This is a genomic window from Streptomyces barringtoniae (assembly GCF_020819595.1).
Taxonomy (GTDB): domain Bacteria; phylum Actinomycetota; class Actinomycetes; order Streptomycetales; family Streptomycetaceae; genus Streptomyces; species Streptomyces barringtoniae.
Window position 1 is genome coordinate 126,585 of the sequence record NZ_JAJHNP010000026.1, and the last position, 16,361, is coordinate 142,945.

Consider the following 16,361-nt stretch of genomic DNA (forward strand, 5'->3'; position numbering starts at 1 on the left):
AGACGTTAGAAGATCACCTGTAAGGACTAATTGCTATCCAACTGCTTGTGTTTACCGTGCATTTGATGGCTCGCCAGCTCTGTCTCTGAGTGACGTCGAGGGGCTCCGCGTACCCGATCAGCCCCACGGAGCCGGGATCCCGATTTGCTCGATATGACAGCGATAAGGGGTGTTAGTACGTTCAATCACGCACCGGCTGCCACAGCGGGCGCTCCTGTTCCAGTCTCAGAGGAGAGCAAGCGATATGTTCACGATCCATTCCCGCAAGATCGCCACGGCCGTCGCGGCCGTCGCGGCAATGACCGCGACTGGTATCACCTACGCCTCGGCCGCCTCGGCGCCGGTTCCCCAGGCCGCCCCGGCGGTCACGGCGGCACCGTCCGGCGGTCCCAGCACCCCCAACACCGGTCCCAGCACCCCCAACACCAACGAGGGCAAGGGCAACGAAGGAAGAGAAGGAGGGGGGCCCCGCCGCTATTTCGAGGGCAGGATTTTCTTCAACGAGCGCGAATTCTCCGGCCGCCCCGACGGCTGCATCACCGTCGTCAGCGGCCTGGGTGCCAAGACCCTCAACATCCGCAACGACAGTCGCAACGTGGTCGAGGTCTTCCGCGGGGCTGTCTGCGACAACGGCGCCCCCGTCGCCACCGTCGGCCCCTTCAGCTCCGCCAACGCCGTCTGCCCGAGGTTCAAGGACGATGACGAGCACGAGAACGGGAACTGCGAGGAGCGAGAGCACCACGAGAACGGCGAGCACCACGAGAACGGCGAGCACCACGAGAACGGCGAGCACCACGAGAACGGCGAGCACCACGAGGAGATGGAGGACGGCGTGAAGGTCAAGAACGGAGTCATCGCCAGCTTCCGCGTCATCTGCCGCCACGGGATTGGCGAGGGCGGCGCATTTGGCGACGGTGGCGCATTCGGCGGATTCTAAGGCCAGCAGCCACCTGATGCGCACGCTGGAGAACGCCGGCTCACCGGAATTGGGCCGGCGCCTCCGGCCAGGCGCACAATACAGGATCCCGGCCCGTAATAGGGCCGGGATCCTTTTCATTCCCCCCTCTGGCCGCAGAGGTCCTTACCGGACGCAACGGCCGGCGCAATGACGTCCCCAAGCTCCTTGGAGTCGTTGCTGAGGTAGAGCTACGACGCGACGGTTTCTGCCTCGGCCGGCAGCCCGCGGCGCGCAGGGGATGAGCGGGGCCCTGCGCCCGAAGGTGGACCACACTGCCGACCTTCGGCGGCCGTCGGGAGACGCCCATGGCAGCGAGCAGGACCGCTGCTTCCTGTTCCCTGCCGACGGCATCGAGGCCCTGGTCGCCGAGATCGACGGCGCCGCGAAGCACCGGACTGACGCTCACTCACTGTCATCAGCGAGGTCAACCCTGCTGGTCTCACCTCGCTGGCCGCCCGTTGCGGTACAGCAGCGGAGTACAGCAACCACCGCAACCGCAGCCGACCGGCATAGACCTTCGAAGTCCCCATGACCAGCGTCCTGGACCGCACTGACCGTCCGGCCGATAGTTCGGGACGAGGAGGTCTTCCCCAGGCTGGCGACAGCCGACGGTGGAGCTCGGGCCGTCTCTGGGCCGTCCGAGGTCACCCGATGCTAACCAACAACGACAGAAGCCCACGGCAGCTGAGCAGCTCAGAGCCGTGGGCTTCGTCAGCGCCGCTGGCCAGCGAGACCCTTGATCAGTAGACCGGCTACTGATCACAGTTATTGGCGCTTGCCGCATCCATTGAGACTCCGCCGACCTGGGAAGCCGCAGGTTGTGTGATAAAATCCGTGGCGCGCTGGAGGTGCTTCTGTCTGCCCTGACGGCCATCTGCACAGGTGCAGCCTGTCGTCACCGTTCTGTCACAAGTAGTCGCCGCACGGAACCCTGCCGCTCTCCCGCCCTCTCTGCACTCACGTACCACGACCACGCGTACCGCGGGGCAACAACCGACGACCGAAACCCGCGGACGAGACGACTCAGGGGGACGACAGCATGCGGCACAGCAACGGCATTCGCAGGGCGGCACTGGCGACGACGGCGGTCACGGCCGTCGCGGCGGCGGTGACCGGCATCCTGCCCGGCACCGCCATGGCGGCGAGCACCACCACCTCCACCCCGCCGCCCGCCTGCCCGGCCTCCGCCCTCCAGGTCAGCGCCTGGCAGGCCGTCCACCGGCCCGTCGGGACCGGGACCGGGGCGGCGGTCGTGCAGTTCACCAACGTCTCCCGGAGGACGTGCGTCCTGAAGGGCCATCCGACGGTCGCGGGCGCCGGCAACGGCTCCCCCGCCCACAACACCCCGCTCAAGGTCACCCCCACCGGCAGGGCGGCCACCGTGACGGTCCGGCCGCACGGCAAGGCGTGGGTGAAGCTGACCTTCGTCCAGGTCCAGGGGGAGGCCGACGGCTACTGCGTGTCGGGCAAGGACCCGGTGACGTATCCGACGATGGTCATCGGGCTGCCGCACTCCGGGAAGCACCAGGTCGCCCTGAACGACGGGGTGTGGGCCGAGTGCGACAACAAGGTGACCGTCACCCCGGTCTCGGCGGTCAAGCCTTCCTGACCCCACCGTCCCCACAGATCGAGCAGCCTGCACGACGATCGCAACGCTCTGACCTGCACGTTTACGAGGCGCTGCACATAAGTGCAGGTCAGCGACTCAGCGCACCTCGGTGCGCTGAGTCGCTGACCTGCGGTGATCAAACTCCGATGACACAAACTCGCGTCCGTCAAAGTCCGATGGCAAACGGTCAAGATCCAGTGGCACGGGACAGCAGGAGACGACCGCCAAGAAGAAGCCCCCGTCTAAGAGCTTGTAACGCACGCGCGGGCCCTCACCAGGTGAGTGTCTAACTGCGTGACAACGCCAGCGAACAACGGCGGACGAGCGCGAACGTCTGCAGACCATCGGCGCAGGTAAGGGGTGCACCAGACCAAAGGAAGCACGCCCGCCCAAGTTGCTTCGGGACGAAGAAGTCGTGAGCCCTGTTGCTCGGTCTGACCGCAGGTGAGCTTGCTCCCGCCGGCGTGAGCAGCCCTCACGCCAAGTCCCCGCTCGCGCTGCCGCAGACGGGGACTCCGTCCTGGGCGTTAGTTCCTCCGGCGACGCCCCTGCGCATAGGGTCCGTGGCGATCATGTTCCCGCCATTCCTCGTCATGAGGGTCACGGTCTTCGGCGCCCGCATTGTCTCCGGGAGTCGAGATGTGTTCCCCCTTGTTGACCTTGGCCAGCAGCGAGGCGAGGGGATCAGGGGGACCATCGCTGAAGCGATCAGAGCCGCGCTCGGGCGGCGGCCCCGGCTCTGTCCTGTCGTGCCGCGCCCGTGATGTACCGCTCATGAGCAGCCCCCTCCGACTCACTGAGATGCACTCGAGGTCTTTCCCTGGAAGGTCGCGGGTAACCCGACTTCGCCCTTGCCAGCTGCGCAATCTTGCTGGAAGCCAACCACCATTGGACACACTCCAGACCTTCAACGTCCGCTCATGCATTGCGTGTTGGCTGCGCTGAGGTTCGTGCCACAACCATGCCAGATGCAGAGGTCAGCCACGGTCAATGAGGGTCCCCCGCGGTCGAGTTGCCGGGCGCCTCGCCAGATATCGAAGCCGCAGGTCACCGGCAGGATCCGCCAGCCTCTCTCCTAAAAGCGGGTGTCGGCGCCGGCCGCCCTCCTATCCGCCGGGTCGGCGCGACGTCCCTTGCGTGCCATCAGCCTCAAGAGGAAGATCCTCCCTGATCGAGGAGACATGATGCTGCGGTTTATGGACTGGACCGTAGTTGCGATGGGGTGCGTACTGATTCTCGGGAGTCTCGGTAGCCGCTGGTGGGAGCGAGCCAAGATTTCGAAGGGAGACACCCCAGACCCACACATGCGTTACCTCCGGGCGTGGCTCCCCCTCCTCATGGGTCTGGGAATGATAAGCGCCAAGGTGCCAGGCCTGCTGCACGCGCCCCATCCCGTCGTCGAGATCGTTGACGCGCTCAACTTCGTACTGGCCGTCACGGTGCTGATCTTCGCCATCCGGTCGGGGCGTCGCTTCCTCCGGCCGCGCAGCACCACGTGACAGCCCGCCGCAGACGCTCACGGCGGAGCCACCCGAGTTGGGGGGACTGGAGTGGCCCCACCCTCCGTCTCAGTTTCCGTCTCATTCAACGCCGTTCACGACCGTTCAGGCCAGACCCCAAGCCGCCACCGCGTCGGAGGCCAGTCAGCCATGAACACAGGTGAACGCCCCCGCACACAGCCCGACACCCCACCACCACAGTTGGAAAGCGTGCACCAGTGATGACGCTGACGTACGGGCCGCTCGGTGCTCAGCCCTACTGTCAGACTGACGCTGTACGGTCCGCTCCATGGTTGAGAGACCTACGACGAACTGGCGTGACTGCATAGCTAAAGAAGCCGAAGAGCTTGCCGCCGGCACCCTGGACCCTGAGTGCGCGTGCATGGCGGGACTGTTCCCCGAAGAACTGCTCACGTCGACCGATGCCGTCCTCGACACCTTCGAGAGCGAGCTCCCCGGGCTGGGGGAGGCAGACGACGCACAGATCTTCGGCGTCGTGGAACGCGTCGTCCTGGCCCTGAACGCTGTGAACGAAGCCCACAACGAAAGCGCCTACGAAACCGACGAGCGCGAGCAACTGTGCGAGTTCATCGACCAATCGCTCACCGAGCACGGGGTCGACATCGTCGCACTGACCGCCCGGCATGGACTCGGCCGCTACCAGATCACGGACAAGTGGCGGAAGTGGTAACGCCGCGCGCTGACGCTGCCCGCTGAGGAACCGCTTCCTGACACAGCACCGCTCCCGCACCACAAGCGCACCAGATCGAGCGGGGAACAGCGGGGAATCACGGGGAAAGCAGTCGGGCCCGAGGAGGCCGCGCACCAGCCATTCGCCCAGCTCAACGCCGCAGCCGCCCTGCGATGCTCGCAGCTTCCCAAGCTGAGGTCTCACCGCAGTCGGGGGCCCGTTAGTCCAGCCAGACGAGCATCGCGTCGTCCGCCCTGGCAGCAGCCTCGAAGAACTGTGTGAGGCCGTCGTACCAGGGGCGCCCCCATTCCAGTGAGCCGGGCTCACCCCATCCCAGGGGATACACCTCGGCGCTGGCCAGCTCACCAGGATCCACGCCACTGACGAGCTGGTCATAGCTGGTAGTCCGCAGAGCTTCCGCGGCGAGCCGGACCCGCTCAGGCCGCAGGTACCTCGGAGGCCCGTAGCCCCAGTCCTCGTCCTCTGCGAACAGTTCCTCGCCGTGGATCACGTTCACGGGGAACTCTGCGTGCGCCAGCAGGAAGCGGAGCATGTCCCAGGTTTTGTAGGTACTGAAGTGGCGTGCTTCGGCCGGCGCAGGCTCCGTCTCCTCCTCGGCGTCCTGGACCTCTTCGACGAAGTTCAGAGCCCAGTCGGGATCTTGGATCGCTCGATCAAGCTCAGCAGCCGTGACACGCAGGTACTCACCGATCATGCTCATGGTCGGAGACTAGGCGTGGCCACTGACAACGACCGTCGGACGGGCCGTCTCAGTTTCCGTCTCATTCAGGCTGGTTAACCGGCGTTCAGCCGGGCCCCGGAGCCGATCCCAACTCGGTGCCGACCCGCCAATGAACGCAGGTGAACGCCCCTGCACGCCCCGCGCCACCCCACCAACACAGTTGGAAAGCGTGCACCTGTCCAGCATGCAGTGCAGATACGGCGCGGGCGACGGTCACGCACCGTGTCCACTGGCCACGACCCCAGCGACATCTGCGTCTCGGCTGTCGATCCATCATCTGCCGTCTGCCTGTGTGAGGTTGGTGGGCTTCTTTTGAACTTTAGCTAGGCGCGGCTGACGCTGACGCCGCCAACCAGGCCCCAGGCGTCGATCCGGACCGTCGGGCCACCCGGCTCGCTCGGGCCATCGTCCTTCACTCCGCCCAGGCGCAGCCCGTGGACCTCCACCCGGACGTCGTGGCGGACCTTGAGGCCGACGCCGCCGATCAGGCTCAACTTGGTGATGCGCAGCTCGGTGCCGTCCGGGATGTCGATGTCCGTCAGATCGACGTCGGCACCACCGATGAGGGAAGCAGTGACGGTCCTCTCGTGGAGGGTGGCTCCTGCCAAGCGATGACCGCCGATCAGGCTCACCTTGATGTCGGTCTTCCGTGGGTTCTCCCCGTTGCTCTTCGTCATGAGAAGTACCGTACGGACGTCGACCGGCGAGCCCCAGTGCTCTGCATCCGGTATTGCATATGACAGGTGTCATGCCGGAGCCGACACCGAACCTGAGTGGAATGCAGCGTGCGTTCCTGGCCGAAGCGGCAGCAACCGGCCCCTCCAGCAGCATGGGCCTGGGTGACGGGGAACGGTCACATCGCGAAAATGGCCCGAACAGCTCCCACGTTCCCTCAAGAGTCGGTGGGTACCCACTGACGCACACCGTGGTCGTTCGTGCCGTACCAGTAGTGGGGCAGGCCCTTGATGCTGCTGGTGCGGAACGGGTGGCCGTGGTCGTCGATGCGGACCGTGCCGGTGCGGCCCTGGGATGACCAGTCGAGTTCCAGGTACCAGTTGCAGTCGTAGGCTTCGGTCGTCGCGGTGACCTGCAGCACCTCCGGGTCCTCGGAGGAGACGCGGTAGGGGAACTGCACCGCGGGGACGGGCTTTCCGCTGTCGTTGCCGGGGCGCGCGTGGGCGATCGGGCGGTCGACGTCCAGGTCCACGGAGAAGTTGCGGGGCGGCAGATCACTGCCGCAGCCCTGGCCCATGGCGTACGCGTTGCCGGTGACCGGGGTGCCGCGGCTGACGATACGGACCCGGAGGGCCGCAAGGACCACGGCCGTGGACGACTTCCCCTGCACCGAGATCTGCACCATCGTCTGCCGCCCAGGTACCGCCTGCTGCGTCGCTGCCCACACTCCGGCGTCCTGCTCTACCGGCGGCGGGGGCACCTGGGCCGGCTCCTTGCCGATGACGTAGTCGTGCCCGCAACCGCCGTCCCAGATCTGCGAGTCGGCGGTCCACGCGAGCGGCACACCGGTTGGCACGGGGGCGTCGCTCTTCGTCTCCGCCGACGATCCGCCCTTCGACTCGGGGCTCCCTGAAGCCCGTACTCCTGTGGAGGGCGAGGCCGAAGAACGGCTGCGGGAGGGGCTGGCCGCAGTGGCCGAGGGGTGGTGTGACGTACCGCTTCCTGTCGTACGGGGCTGACCGGGGGCCTTGATGGAGTTGTCGTGAGACCGGTCGGCCGACAGCGCCGACATACTGCCCAGCGTCACCAGCAGTACGGTCGCCGTGGCTGCGCCGACGACGGTACGGCGACGGCGGTACCAGGGCCGTCCAATTGAGCGGACCGCATCCCACTGGGCCGTCGACTCGCGACTGCCCGGTCCGGGAGCGTCGGGAGCAGCCAGTGCGGCGTCGGGGGCGCCCGCATCGAGTCGCGGTGGTGAACCGCTCGTGCCGTCCCCGTCACCACCGATGCCGTCGGCGTCGCCACCCACACTGCGCGTGCTGCCACCCGCACGCCCCGCCGTCCGGCTGTCCGGACCCGAAGCCCGCTCGTCCCCTGTCGGCTTCAGTGCCCCTTCGGTCCTTGTCGGCTCCGCTGCCTCCTCACCGGCCCTCGGCCGCTGTCGTGCCGTCACCGCGAGCAGCCACAGGCGGTGCAGATCGAGGCGTTCCTCCGGTGTTGCTCCGCAGAAGGCGGCCAACCGCTCCACCGGGGCGTAGTCCTGCGGGACCGTCTCGCCCGCGCAGTAGCGGTGCAGCGTGGAGGTGTTCATGCCGAGACGGCGGGCCAGGGAGCCGTAGCTCCGGTCCGTGCGGTCCTTCAGCCGGCGCAGCAGCGCCGCGAACTGCTCGACGTCGTCCTCGGTCGACACCGCTCCCCCAACCTCCCACGTGTCCCCGTATCTCAGGCGGTCCATATACCTGCACGTCAGATGGGCTGGGATGGTTCCACCCTCGCCGGGCGGGCGTCCGGCGTTGCGCCGAGCCGTCGTGACGGCTGATGCTCTTGGTGTCGCACCGACCAGGACCGGACCGGCCAGTCGGCGGCGGGCGACCAACGACACTCATGCACTCATCCACGGGAGACACCCATGCCCCAGCGCACCCGAGCAGGCCCGCCCCTCGCACTCGCCGTCACGGGCTCGCCCTCGGCACGACGCTCGCCACACTGGCAAACGTCGCGGCCAAGGCGTCGGCTTCCTCACGGCGGCCCAACTCCCGTCGTATCCAAGCTCGTCCTGAACGGTCGGCAAGGTCACCGCCTGCGTACCGGAGGTGGTGGAACGGGACCGCTGTCTACGCATGGCGCTGGGCGGCGACGGCCCGGACCTGGTACCGGGAGCTCCGAACCGAACTCGACAGGAGCGACCGTCCGTCAGGTCAGCGTGCAGTTGTCCAGGACAGCTGTGGCGAAGGGGCGCTTCTCGCGGCCGAGCAACGACATCAAGTCCTGTGCGCACGCATCGAGAAGGCCGGCCCGGAGACCGAGGCCACGCTGAAGGACTACGGCACGCTGCCTGCCGAAGAGGGCAGGCACGGATACGGCCTGCACCGGTGACCTCCTGGGGCGTCTTTGACACCCGTCTCGCGACTTCCGGCATGCGCCGGTGAAGGCCTCCAAGAAGACGGCCGTCACGGGCCGTGGACAAGCTCCGCTGAGCGCATGACCGGGGCCGCCCTCCGCCACGGGGGTGGGGAGGGCGGCCAATCGACCACTGACAGGGTCATTCGGCGCGATTCAGCAGGACTTGGTGTCGTCGCTCGCGCCCCGAGCCGCGGCAGGGGGGAATGGGTCCGCGCGGCAGCAGATGTTCATGACTCCGGGGCAGCGCCCGCCGACCCGAAAAGGCGATAGCCACACGACGGCCCCGGCACGAAGACACCGGGCCGTGAGCAACCACATATGGAGCAGAAAAGGAAGATGCACATGAACAGGAAGTCCCCCGCACACCGCCGTCCGGGCCGCCGCGCGGCCGTCACCGCCGGCCTCGTCCTGGCTGTCGGACTCGGTGTGTCGACACAGGTGTCGGCACAGGCATCCGTCCATGCCCCCGCAAAGTCGTCCGAGGCCGCACCGCAGTCCGTCAGCGGCACGAGCGGCCAAGTGGTGACCCGGGTCGCCGACTTCTACGGCGCGTACATCGACGCGATCAGCGACTACACGGACCCGGACGCCACGCTGGAAACGGTGCTCCGCAAGCACTACCTGACGCCCGACTTCGCCAAGCGACTGGCGGCCTGGGAGAAGAAGCACGGGGCGGACGGTGTCCTGCGTGCTCAAAACGTCCCGCGGAAGTGGACGGTGACCGACAACGGCGCCGTGGGTAACGGCCATGAGGTCATCGTCACCCTGACCTCCGGCAGCGGGGGGACGACGCAGAAGATCAAGCTTTTCGTGCTGGTGGAGCGGTACAACCACATCGTCGACATCGGCACCACGAGCAACCGCTGACAGCGGAGCCGCTCTGCCCGGTTTGTCGTGGTCAACCTCGCGACGGACAAGGACATACCCATCCGGTGAGTAACCTACTGGTATGTAAGGGGCAATATCTTCACTTCAAACGCTTTCACCATCCTTGCCAGCGTGGGCGGCATCCTGGCGATCACGTCAGGCATAGCGGCTGCGTTGCAACCACTGGTCGGTGGTTGGTGACGGAGCTAGCTGACATCCACGTCTGACATCCACGTCTGACATCAACGGCAGCAGACGTAGGCACCCCGTGGAGACCGTTCGTGGCCCGCCCCCACATGAGCCGCCAGGAACTCCCTACCTGGTGATCGAACTCCTAAAGCGGGTGTCGCAGGTTCGAATCCTGCCGGGGGCACAGAGAGAAGGGCTAGTTCAGGAGGGGTTTTCCCGGGCTGGCCCTTCTGCGTGTCCGGGGTCGTGCCACATACGTGCCATGTACGCCCCGCTCCACTCCGGCCGGTGTCCGTGCGCAGGTCCACGGACTGCCCGACGCGCCGGAAGCTTGCGAGGCCGTGATCAGTCGCGCCAAAGTAGCGCCACCCCGAAGCCGCTCCACCGACCTAGCTGGATCTCATCAGCTGCTGGATGGCCTTGAGGGCCTGGCCGGCTCCGTCCTCGGTCGCCATGTGTTGCGCGCCTCTCGCGGCGGCTCGTGCGTATGCCTGTTGCTTCACTACCCGGTCGAGTGAGTCGGCCAGCCGTTCGGCAGTCAGGGATCGGAAGGGGATCGGGTTGGTGGCGGCGCCGAGGGCAGCAAGCCGTCTCGCCCAAAACGGCTGGTCGGCAGTCACCGGCACGGTGACTGCGGGTACTCCGGCGCGCAACGCGGCCGCTGACGTGCCGGCCCCTGCGTGGTGGACCACAGCAGCCAGCCGTGGGAACAGCAGGGCGTGCGGTACGTCCCCAATGGTGAGCACGTCGTCGCCGTCGGCTGCGAGCCCAGCACTGCCGGCTTGGAGGATGCCGCGCAGCCCGGCACGGCGCAGGGCCCGCACGGCGAGCTCGCTCAGCCGTACCCCGTCCCCGGCCGCCATGCTCCCGAAGCCGATGAGGACGGGCCGGGGGCCGGCACGAAGGAAGTCCTCCAGATCGGCGGGCAGTCGGCCGGACGGATCGTGATGGGGCCACCAGTTGCCCACGATCTCCAGTCCGGGGCGCCAGTCTGAGGGGCGGGGCACGAGTGCCGTGCTGAAGCCGTGCAGGATGGGCCAGTTCGCCTGTTCCTGCCGTCTGCGCATCGCTGACGCGGAAGCCGGCAGTAACTGGAGTCGGTGGCGCAGCTTTGCCACCGCCTGCTCGAAGACCCGGTCGGCCATGCGAAGAGCAAAACGCCCGGCCATCCGGTTGGCGGGACGGCCTAGCGAGCATGAGCCGGTCACGACGGGTGGGAAGTCGCCGGTCGGTGCAGTGGGTTGGAGGTACACACCGATGCTCGGCGTGCCCGTGGCCTCCGCGACATGCCAGCCCAGCGGGGCCGTGGTGGTCGACAGCAGGAGCAGATCCGGGCCGTCCGCCATCGCGTCGGCAAACCCCTGGCCCAGTTCGGTGATGAACGCGGCAGCAGTACGCATCAGTTCACGCTTGCCCGACACGCCGCCATGTCCGCGCGGGTCGGCGGGGAGACTGCGGAATTCCAGCCCGGCGTCGCGTACGAGGGGCGCGAAGGTTTCCGTGGTGGCGAGGACGACGTCGTATCCGGCGCGGCGCAGTTCTGCGCCCAGGCCCGTATAGGGCGCGACGTCGCCGCGTGATCCGGCTGCGGCGATCAGGATCCTCATCGGTTCTCCTCGGAATCGGTACGGCCGGCTGCGTGGCGGGCCGCGTTGGCGTGGACCGCCTTGCACGTGTAGACGGCCAGTCCCGGGCGTTGCTGCGACGGCGGTACGACCAGGGCAAAAGCGCGCGGGTCGGCGATGAAGTCGTCCGCGATGCGCCGGTGCATGTCAGGTGGGCAACAGGTGAACCATCGTGAGATGTGCAGGCGGTGCTCCTCTGCGAGGTCCATGGCCCGCTCGCCGTCGCTCGGCTCCCCCTCGTCGAAGGCCGCGAGTAGCTCCGCGCGCCAGGCAGCTGCCTCGCCCATGAGCTGCCGCCAGTCCTCCTTGGTGTGGGCAGCCGCGCGCGTCATCGCCTCGCGCTGTCCATCCGACTGCGCCCACTTCAGCTCCGCCTCGGTGGCATAGCTCAGGTCGAAAGTGATCTCGCCGAAGACGTCGAAGCGTTCCTGGGGAGTCAGGGACACTCCGGTCTGCTGGACCTCTATCGCCCGTTCCGCCACCTCGGCCAGCCGTTGCAGCCTGGCGATCTCCTCCCTCAGTTGCCGCTGCCGGGCGCGCAGATGTTCCAGGGCGTTCGACAGCGGATCCCTGAGGATCGCAGCGATCTCCTCGAGGGAGGAACCGAGCTCGCGGTAGAAGAGGATCTGCTGGAGACGGACCAGGTCAGCGTCATTGTAGAGCCGGTAGCCGGCGTCGCTGCGGTCGCTGGGCGAGAGCAGCCCTGCCTTGTCGTAGTGATGCAACGTACGTACCGTCACACCGGCGAAGGCCGAGACCTGTCCCACGGAGTAGCTCATCCACCTGACCTTTCGTCGGCGTACAGCCTCAAGCCTGACGTAAGGAGAGGGTCAAGCCGGCAGCGCCGTTCCTCGCGTGATCACCCGATCAGTAACCCTGTTTGACCAAACCGGTCTCGTGATGGCACGTGGTGAAGCGGAGGGGATTCGTGAAGCTCTTCAGGTGGGGAGTCGCGGCTGCGGCGACGGGGATGAGCGTGCTGGCCATGCTGCCCGGCACAGCTCAAGCCGCGCCGACAGCGTCCGTCAGTGTCAAGCCGACCTGTGCGTTTGGCGAGGCGAGATCACCGGTTCAGGCAACGGGTCCGATGAACCGATCTCCACGAAGGCCAGGCAGAACCTGGTCACCTACACCACCGTGCGCAACGCCAGGTCGGCGCCGCTGTCAGGAGTGCTCTTCGACTACCAGATGGCGGCGCCCAGCTGTCTGGGATCAGCGCCTTCCACTTCTTCAACATGCCCGTCTGGTGCGGAGCTGAGGGCCGTGGTGGCTCGTGCCATAACAACAGCCACGGCGCCCTCATGGGTTGCCACCTCCGTCAGCACAAGTGGCAGAAGCTCAAGGTGCTCTTCTGGAGCGCCAGGTGGGCGCGTCTCCGACAGGAGCTGTTTCAGAACGCCACCACCACCCTGGCCAACCTGGGCGGAATACTCGCCATCACGTCAGGTGTAGCGGCAACCCTGCAACCCATGTTCGGCGGTGGTTGGTAGCGGGACACACTGGCGTTCAGGCTGCACGCCACTCGGGCCGTTCCCTGGGCCGTCCGAGGCCGGCCGACGCCAACCAACAACGACAGAAGCCACGGCATCTAAGCAGTTCAGAGCCGTGGGCTTCTTCAGTCCCGCTGATCAGCCGGGCCGGTGATCAGTAGACCGGCAAGTCAGGCCGCACTGAGCAGTTCGTAGCCGCCAAACACGCCCGCCCCTTCAGGGGCGATGAGGACTGCTTGCTGCCAGGAGCTGACCGCGGCTGGTTTCGACGCGGAGCACGTCTCGCAATGCCCCGGTCAGTTCATTGACCAGCCGTCGCAGGTCCTCCGGGCCCTGGCTGTGGTCGTAGAGGGTGTACGAGGCATGCTCCAGCAGCTCGGCTGCCGTTTCCAGTTGTGCCGCTTCGATGTTGTCCGCAAGGCGGGACATGTAGCCGCCCTTGTCATCGCTGTTCAGGTAGCAGGGCTTGCCTTCCGGCCCCGACCACGGGAAGAGTCGTAGTTCGTTCGGTGCCGTCATCCTCACGTCTGCCTCTCATCGGTCACGTGATGGGTGGTGAAGACCGCGTCGACGCGATCCCCTGGGAACGTGAGAAGGGCGGCCTCGACGACTCGCCCGGCGGTGTCGGTCGCGACGCGTGTGATCGCGAGGACTGCCGTGGAGGAGCCGGTCCGGAGGGCCGAAGCTTCGTCCGGTGTTGGTGGGCGGGCGCATACCGTCTCCCGGACGGTTGCCGGCGCCGATCCCAGAACGGCGAGTCGTCGGGCGGACTCCTGCCAGGAGGGTTCGTCATCCAGCACTTCGGCGGGGACCAGGTCACGCGGGATGTAGATGCGGGCCAGTCCGCGCGGTGACTCTTCCTCGTGGCTGACACAGAAGAACTCAGCGAGTGGACTGCCCGTCGGCACCTTGAGCAACGCCGTCAGGTGGCTGTCGGCTGGAACCGTGGTGGTGCGCACGGTGACACGCAGGGCCGCTTCAGCAGCGGTCCACGGGTCGAGCGTCCCCCATCCGCCGACGTACACGATCTTGCGGGGTGGGCGACGAACGAAGTTGCCCTTGCCGTGGATCTTCTCGACCAGGCCTTCGCACTGGAGGACCGCAAGGGCGCTGCGCAGTGTCACAGTGCTGACCTTGTATCGGTCGGCGAGGCCGGCCTCGGACGGTAGGCGTTCGCCGGGTTTGATGCGGCCGGTTGTGATCTGGTGCCGGAGATCGTCGGCGATGTCGTCATGGCGTGAAGGCACGGAGCGAGTCACCGCCTTCTCAGCACGCGAACGGCTGTGAGCCGGGTTCGCGTGTGTATGGTCAGCAGCTCACCCGACTCGAAGAGGAGTTGCTTGGCACCTTGAGGGAGTTGGAAGAGGTCTGTCACCCGGCAGGCTCGGCCACCGAGTTGGATGACGTCGCCACGCTGCACGGTGGTCGCGGTGACCTCGATGGTGGATACCAGCGCACCGCCGGGTGCCCGGCCGCTCACCGCTCCACCTCCACGGGCGTGGACCGGTCGGGCGCCGAGTGACAGAGGCAGGCGCACGTCTCGTAGACAACGGGTAGGTCAATCGGTGCGGAGACAGGCGAGGATTCCGCACAAGCAAGGTGCGTGCCGATGCGACAGGCGGTCGACCGGTACGGGACATCCGAGGCGTCGGTGATGTGAAGCTGTCGGCGAGGAGGCATCAGCAGACCCCCGCCAGAGCCGACCACGCTTCAGCCGGCAGATGGGAAGCGACGAGCACCGGGCGCGGCCGTACTCGTTTCTCCCAAGCCAGCACGTACGGGCGGACGAGTGCGTTGTCCTCCCCCGCGAGCGGGTGCCGGTGGTTCGCGGTTTCGGAAGCCCGGCTCAGGATGAGCGTCGACGCGTCAGCAGACGCCGCAGAGAAGGCGGGGGCGACTGTCGGCCGGGAGGGCGGAAGGCAGTACCAACTGTGGTACTGCCAACCAGCCTCGCTACAGCTACAGTGCGCGCCACGAGGGGGAAGTCAGCCTCGTATATGAGGCCTTTTGTGATCTTGATGCCTCGATCCGGTCTCTACCGGATACTTGGCCGCCGCCGGTCGAATGCGTGTCGAAGGTCGGTCGATGAGTCACCCAGCGCGTGAAGAGAAGCAGGTCAGCAGGGGTGCACCACCCGTCCCACCAAGCGCCTTCTAAGCGCTTGGCCGCAGGTTCGAGTCCTGCCGGGGGCGCCCAGCCTCAGCCCTCCCGCTTGGGAGGGCTTTTTGCTGGTCAGGGGCCGGCTCACAAGGGTGACCGCAACTGTTCCCACAAGCAGGGTCTCCAGCCGGTGAGCCGTACCGATCAGATCCAGCAGCAACCCTGCGGAGAGCACCGCGCCCACGACCATCATCAGCGGTGTGATGTCGCTCAGACGCAGCCTCGGGCGCGCTCGCCCGGACGCAGGAGGCCCCTCCAACAGCTGACGTCGTACCCCATGCGTGCCCGATCGGGCGGCGCTCAATGGGGAGCAGTGGGCGTGTCGGCCAGTGCCTCAGGACACCCACCTCGGCGTTTCGCCAGGTCATCATCCATCCGCATACGCGATCTTCCAGACTGGTGCTCCAGGATCCGAGCGCGGCACGCAGCCGCGGGTTGGAGATCCGGCCCCTCTCCCATTCCGCAGCCAGTCGCCCTGCCCCCGACCTCTCGCCCTCAGGGAGTCCACTCATGAGCGAGGAGGCCGAGGATCACCTCGTCGAGGAATGCTCCGTATACCCAGGCCGAGCGCCGCAACGTGCCCTCGATCGTGAACCCCGCTCTCTTGGCCGCCGCGATCATCGGCGCGTTGTCTGCCATGGTCTCCACCTGCAGTCGCTGCAGTCCGCGTACCGCGAACCCGTACTCGCACAACACGCGGACGATGTCCGGACTGAACCCACGACCGCGGAAGTCAGGGAGCACGGAGATCCCCAGGTGCGCCGACCTGTTGTGCATGTCGATGCCCCACAACCCTGCGGCACCGACCAGTTCCTGCGAATCGAGTTCCACCACCGAAAAGAATGCTGCCTCGTCCGACGGCTCAGCGACTGCATAGGGAGAGTGGGCCGACCCCGGCGGTATCGGACGCCAAGGCCGAGGATCCTGGCGCGACCGGGTTGCCACGTCGTTGTAAAGCACCGCGTGGAGCACTGGAGTGTCAGCCTCGTGCTGGGCCCGCAGCCCAATCTTGTTGCCACGTATCATCCGCCATTGCTACCGCAGGACGGCGAGTCGATCAATCGTGGCTGTACAGCAGCGAAGTACAGCAACCGAAGAGACCGCGGAGACCGCAGCCGACCGGCAGCACTCCCAAGACCATGGCTGACCAGCCGAGCAGACCTCAGAGTCCTCCCCGGCTCGTTGATCTCGACAAGGCCGATCCTCTGTGATGATGAAGCTTGATCCGGCCGACAAGGCGGGCCGAGCCCTCCTGCACGCGCCGGAGGAGCTCAGTGACTTCTTGCGGACCTCGACGAGCCGCTGGACAACCGCTTTGTGCTGGTGCCGTGTCCCGCCTGCCTGGGAGAGTCCGGGGATCGGGGACGCTGGTTCGCCGCATCGGATGTGATCCAGCGGGAGAGGGCCGGCAATGCCTCTCGGTTCGCGCGCGCAGCGAGGAGGCGCTGAG

14 protein-coding genes and 1 tRNA gene are annotated in these 16,361 nt (G+C 66.8%); 7 read left to right on the forward strand and 8 right to left on the reverse strand.

Features of this window, described 5'->3' with window-relative positions; genetic code table 11:
• The first annotated feature begins 244 nt into the window (after positions 1-244).
• From LMU33_RS35550 to LMU33_RS35565, 4 genes are all read left to right on the forward strand, one after another.
• Positions 245-937, forward strand: a complete 693-nt coding sequence (locus LMU33_RS35550) for a hypothetical protein (protein WP_228625227.1) — start codon at positions 245-247, stop codon at positions 935-937.
• A gap of 1,060 nt (positions 938-1,997) precedes the next feature.
• Positions 1,998-2,567, forward strand: coding sequence for a DUF4232 domain-containing protein (locus LMU33_RS35555; RefSeq protein WP_116152629.1), 570 nt, complete (start codon positions 1,998-2,000; stop codon positions 2,565-2,567).
• A gap of 1,349 nt (positions 2,568-3,916) precedes the next feature.
• A complete protein-coding gene (locus tag LMU33_RS35560; protein WP_228625229.1) occupies positions 3,917-4,066 on the forward strand; it encodes a hypothetical protein in 150 nt (49 codons plus the stop codon).
• A 289-nt stretch (positions 4,067-4,355) separates the two neighbouring features.
• Complete coding sequence (locus LMU33_RS35565; protein WP_228625230.1) at positions 4,356-4,757, forward strand: hypothetical protein; 402 nt, start codon at positions 4,356-4,358, stop codon at positions 4,755-4,757.
• Between the two features lie 220 nt (positions 4,758-4,977).
• Here LMU33_RS35565 and LMU33_RS35570 read toward each other — a convergent pair whose 3' ends face one another.
• The 3 genes from LMU33_RS35570 to LMU33_RS35580 all read right to left on the reverse strand — a co-directional run bounded on the left by LMU33_RS35570 (position 4,978) and on the right by LMU33_RS35580 (position 7,912).
• On the reverse strand, positions 4,978-5,478 hold the full coding sequence (locus LMU33_RS35570; RefSeq protein ID WP_228625232.1) for a YfbM family protein: 501 nt from the start codon (positions 5,476-5,478) through the stop codon (positions 4,978-4,980).
• 344 nt (positions 5,479-5,822) lie between these two features.
• Positions 5,823-6,176: a hypothetical protein gene (locus LMU33_RS35575; RefSeq protein ID WP_228625234.1), complete on the reverse strand. Its 354-nt coding sequence runs from the start codon at positions 6,174-6,176 to the stop codon at positions 5,823-5,825.
• A gap of 215 nt (positions 6,177-6,391) precedes the next feature.
• Positions 6,392-7,912: a helix-turn-helix domain-containing protein gene (locus tag LMU33_RS35580; RefSeq protein ID WP_228625236.1), complete on the reverse strand. Its 1,521-nt coding sequence runs from the start codon at positions 7,910-7,912 to the stop codon at positions 6,392-6,394.
• Positions 7,913-8,922: 1,010 nt separating this feature from the next.
• Here LMU33_RS35580 and LMU33_RS35585 point away from each other — a divergent pair.
• Positions 8,923-9,447 carry a hypothetical protein gene (locus LMU33_RS35585; protein ID WP_228625238.1) on the forward strand — a complete coding sequence of 175 codons (525 nt, stop codon included), beginning with the start codon at positions 8,923-8,925 and terminating at the stop codon, positions 9,445-9,447.
• 261 nt (positions 9,448-9,708) lie between these two features.
• Positions 9,709-9,820: transfer RNA gene (locus LMU33_RS35590), tRNA-OTHER, on the forward strand.
• Positions 9,821-10,025: 205 nt separating this feature from the next.
• On the opposite strand, the gene LMU33_RS35595 is transcribed toward LMU33_RS35590, so the two are convergent.
• The 4 genes from LMU33_RS35595 to LMU33_RS35610 form a co-directional block, all read right to left on the reverse strand.
• On the reverse strand, positions 10,026-11,243 hold the full coding sequence (locus LMU33_RS35595; RefSeq protein WP_228625240.1) for a glycosyltransferase: 1,218 nt from the start codon (positions 11,241-11,243) through the stop codon (positions 10,026-10,028).
• Positions 11,240-12,040: a MerR family transcriptional regulator gene (locus LMU33_RS35600; protein WP_228625242.1), complete on the reverse strand. Its 801-nt coding sequence runs from the start codon at positions 12,038-12,040 to the stop codon at positions 11,240-11,242. Before LMU33_RS35600 ends, LMU33_RS35595 begins: the two co-directional genes overlap by 4 nt.
• A gap of 927 nt (positions 12,041-12,967) precedes the next feature.
• Entirely contained in the window at positions 12,968-13,270 is a 303-nt protein-coding gene (locus LMU33_RS35605; RefSeq protein WP_228625244.1) for a hypothetical protein, read from the reverse strand.
• A gap of 2 nt (positions 13,271-13,272) precedes the next feature.
• Positions 13,273-14,010 carry a GntR family transcriptional regulator gene (locus LMU33_RS35610; RefSeq protein ID WP_228625246.1) on the reverse strand — a complete coding sequence of 246 codons (738 nt, stop codon included), beginning with the start codon at positions 14,008-14,010 and terminating at the stop codon, positions 13,273-13,275.
• Between the two features lie 89 nt (positions 14,011-14,099).
• Here LMU33_RS35610 and LMU33_RS41780 point away from each other — a divergent pair, with 89 nt between their 5' ends.
• Positions 14,100-14,273, forward strand: a complete 174-nt coding sequence (locus LMU33_RS41780) for a hypothetical protein (protein ID WP_228625267.1) — start codon at positions 14,100-14,102, stop codon at positions 14,271-14,273.
• A gap of 1,133 nt (positions 14,274-15,406) precedes the next feature.
• Here LMU33_RS41780 and LMU33_RS35620 read toward each other — a convergent pair.
• The gene (locus tag LMU33_RS35620; RefSeq protein WP_228625248.1) at positions 15,407-15,937 is read right to left on the reverse strand and encodes a GNAT family N-acetyltransferase; all 531 of its coding nucleotides are present in this window, start codon (positions 15,935-15,937) and stop codon (positions 15,407-15,409) included.
• Positions 15,938-16,361: the final 424 nt, after the last annotated feature.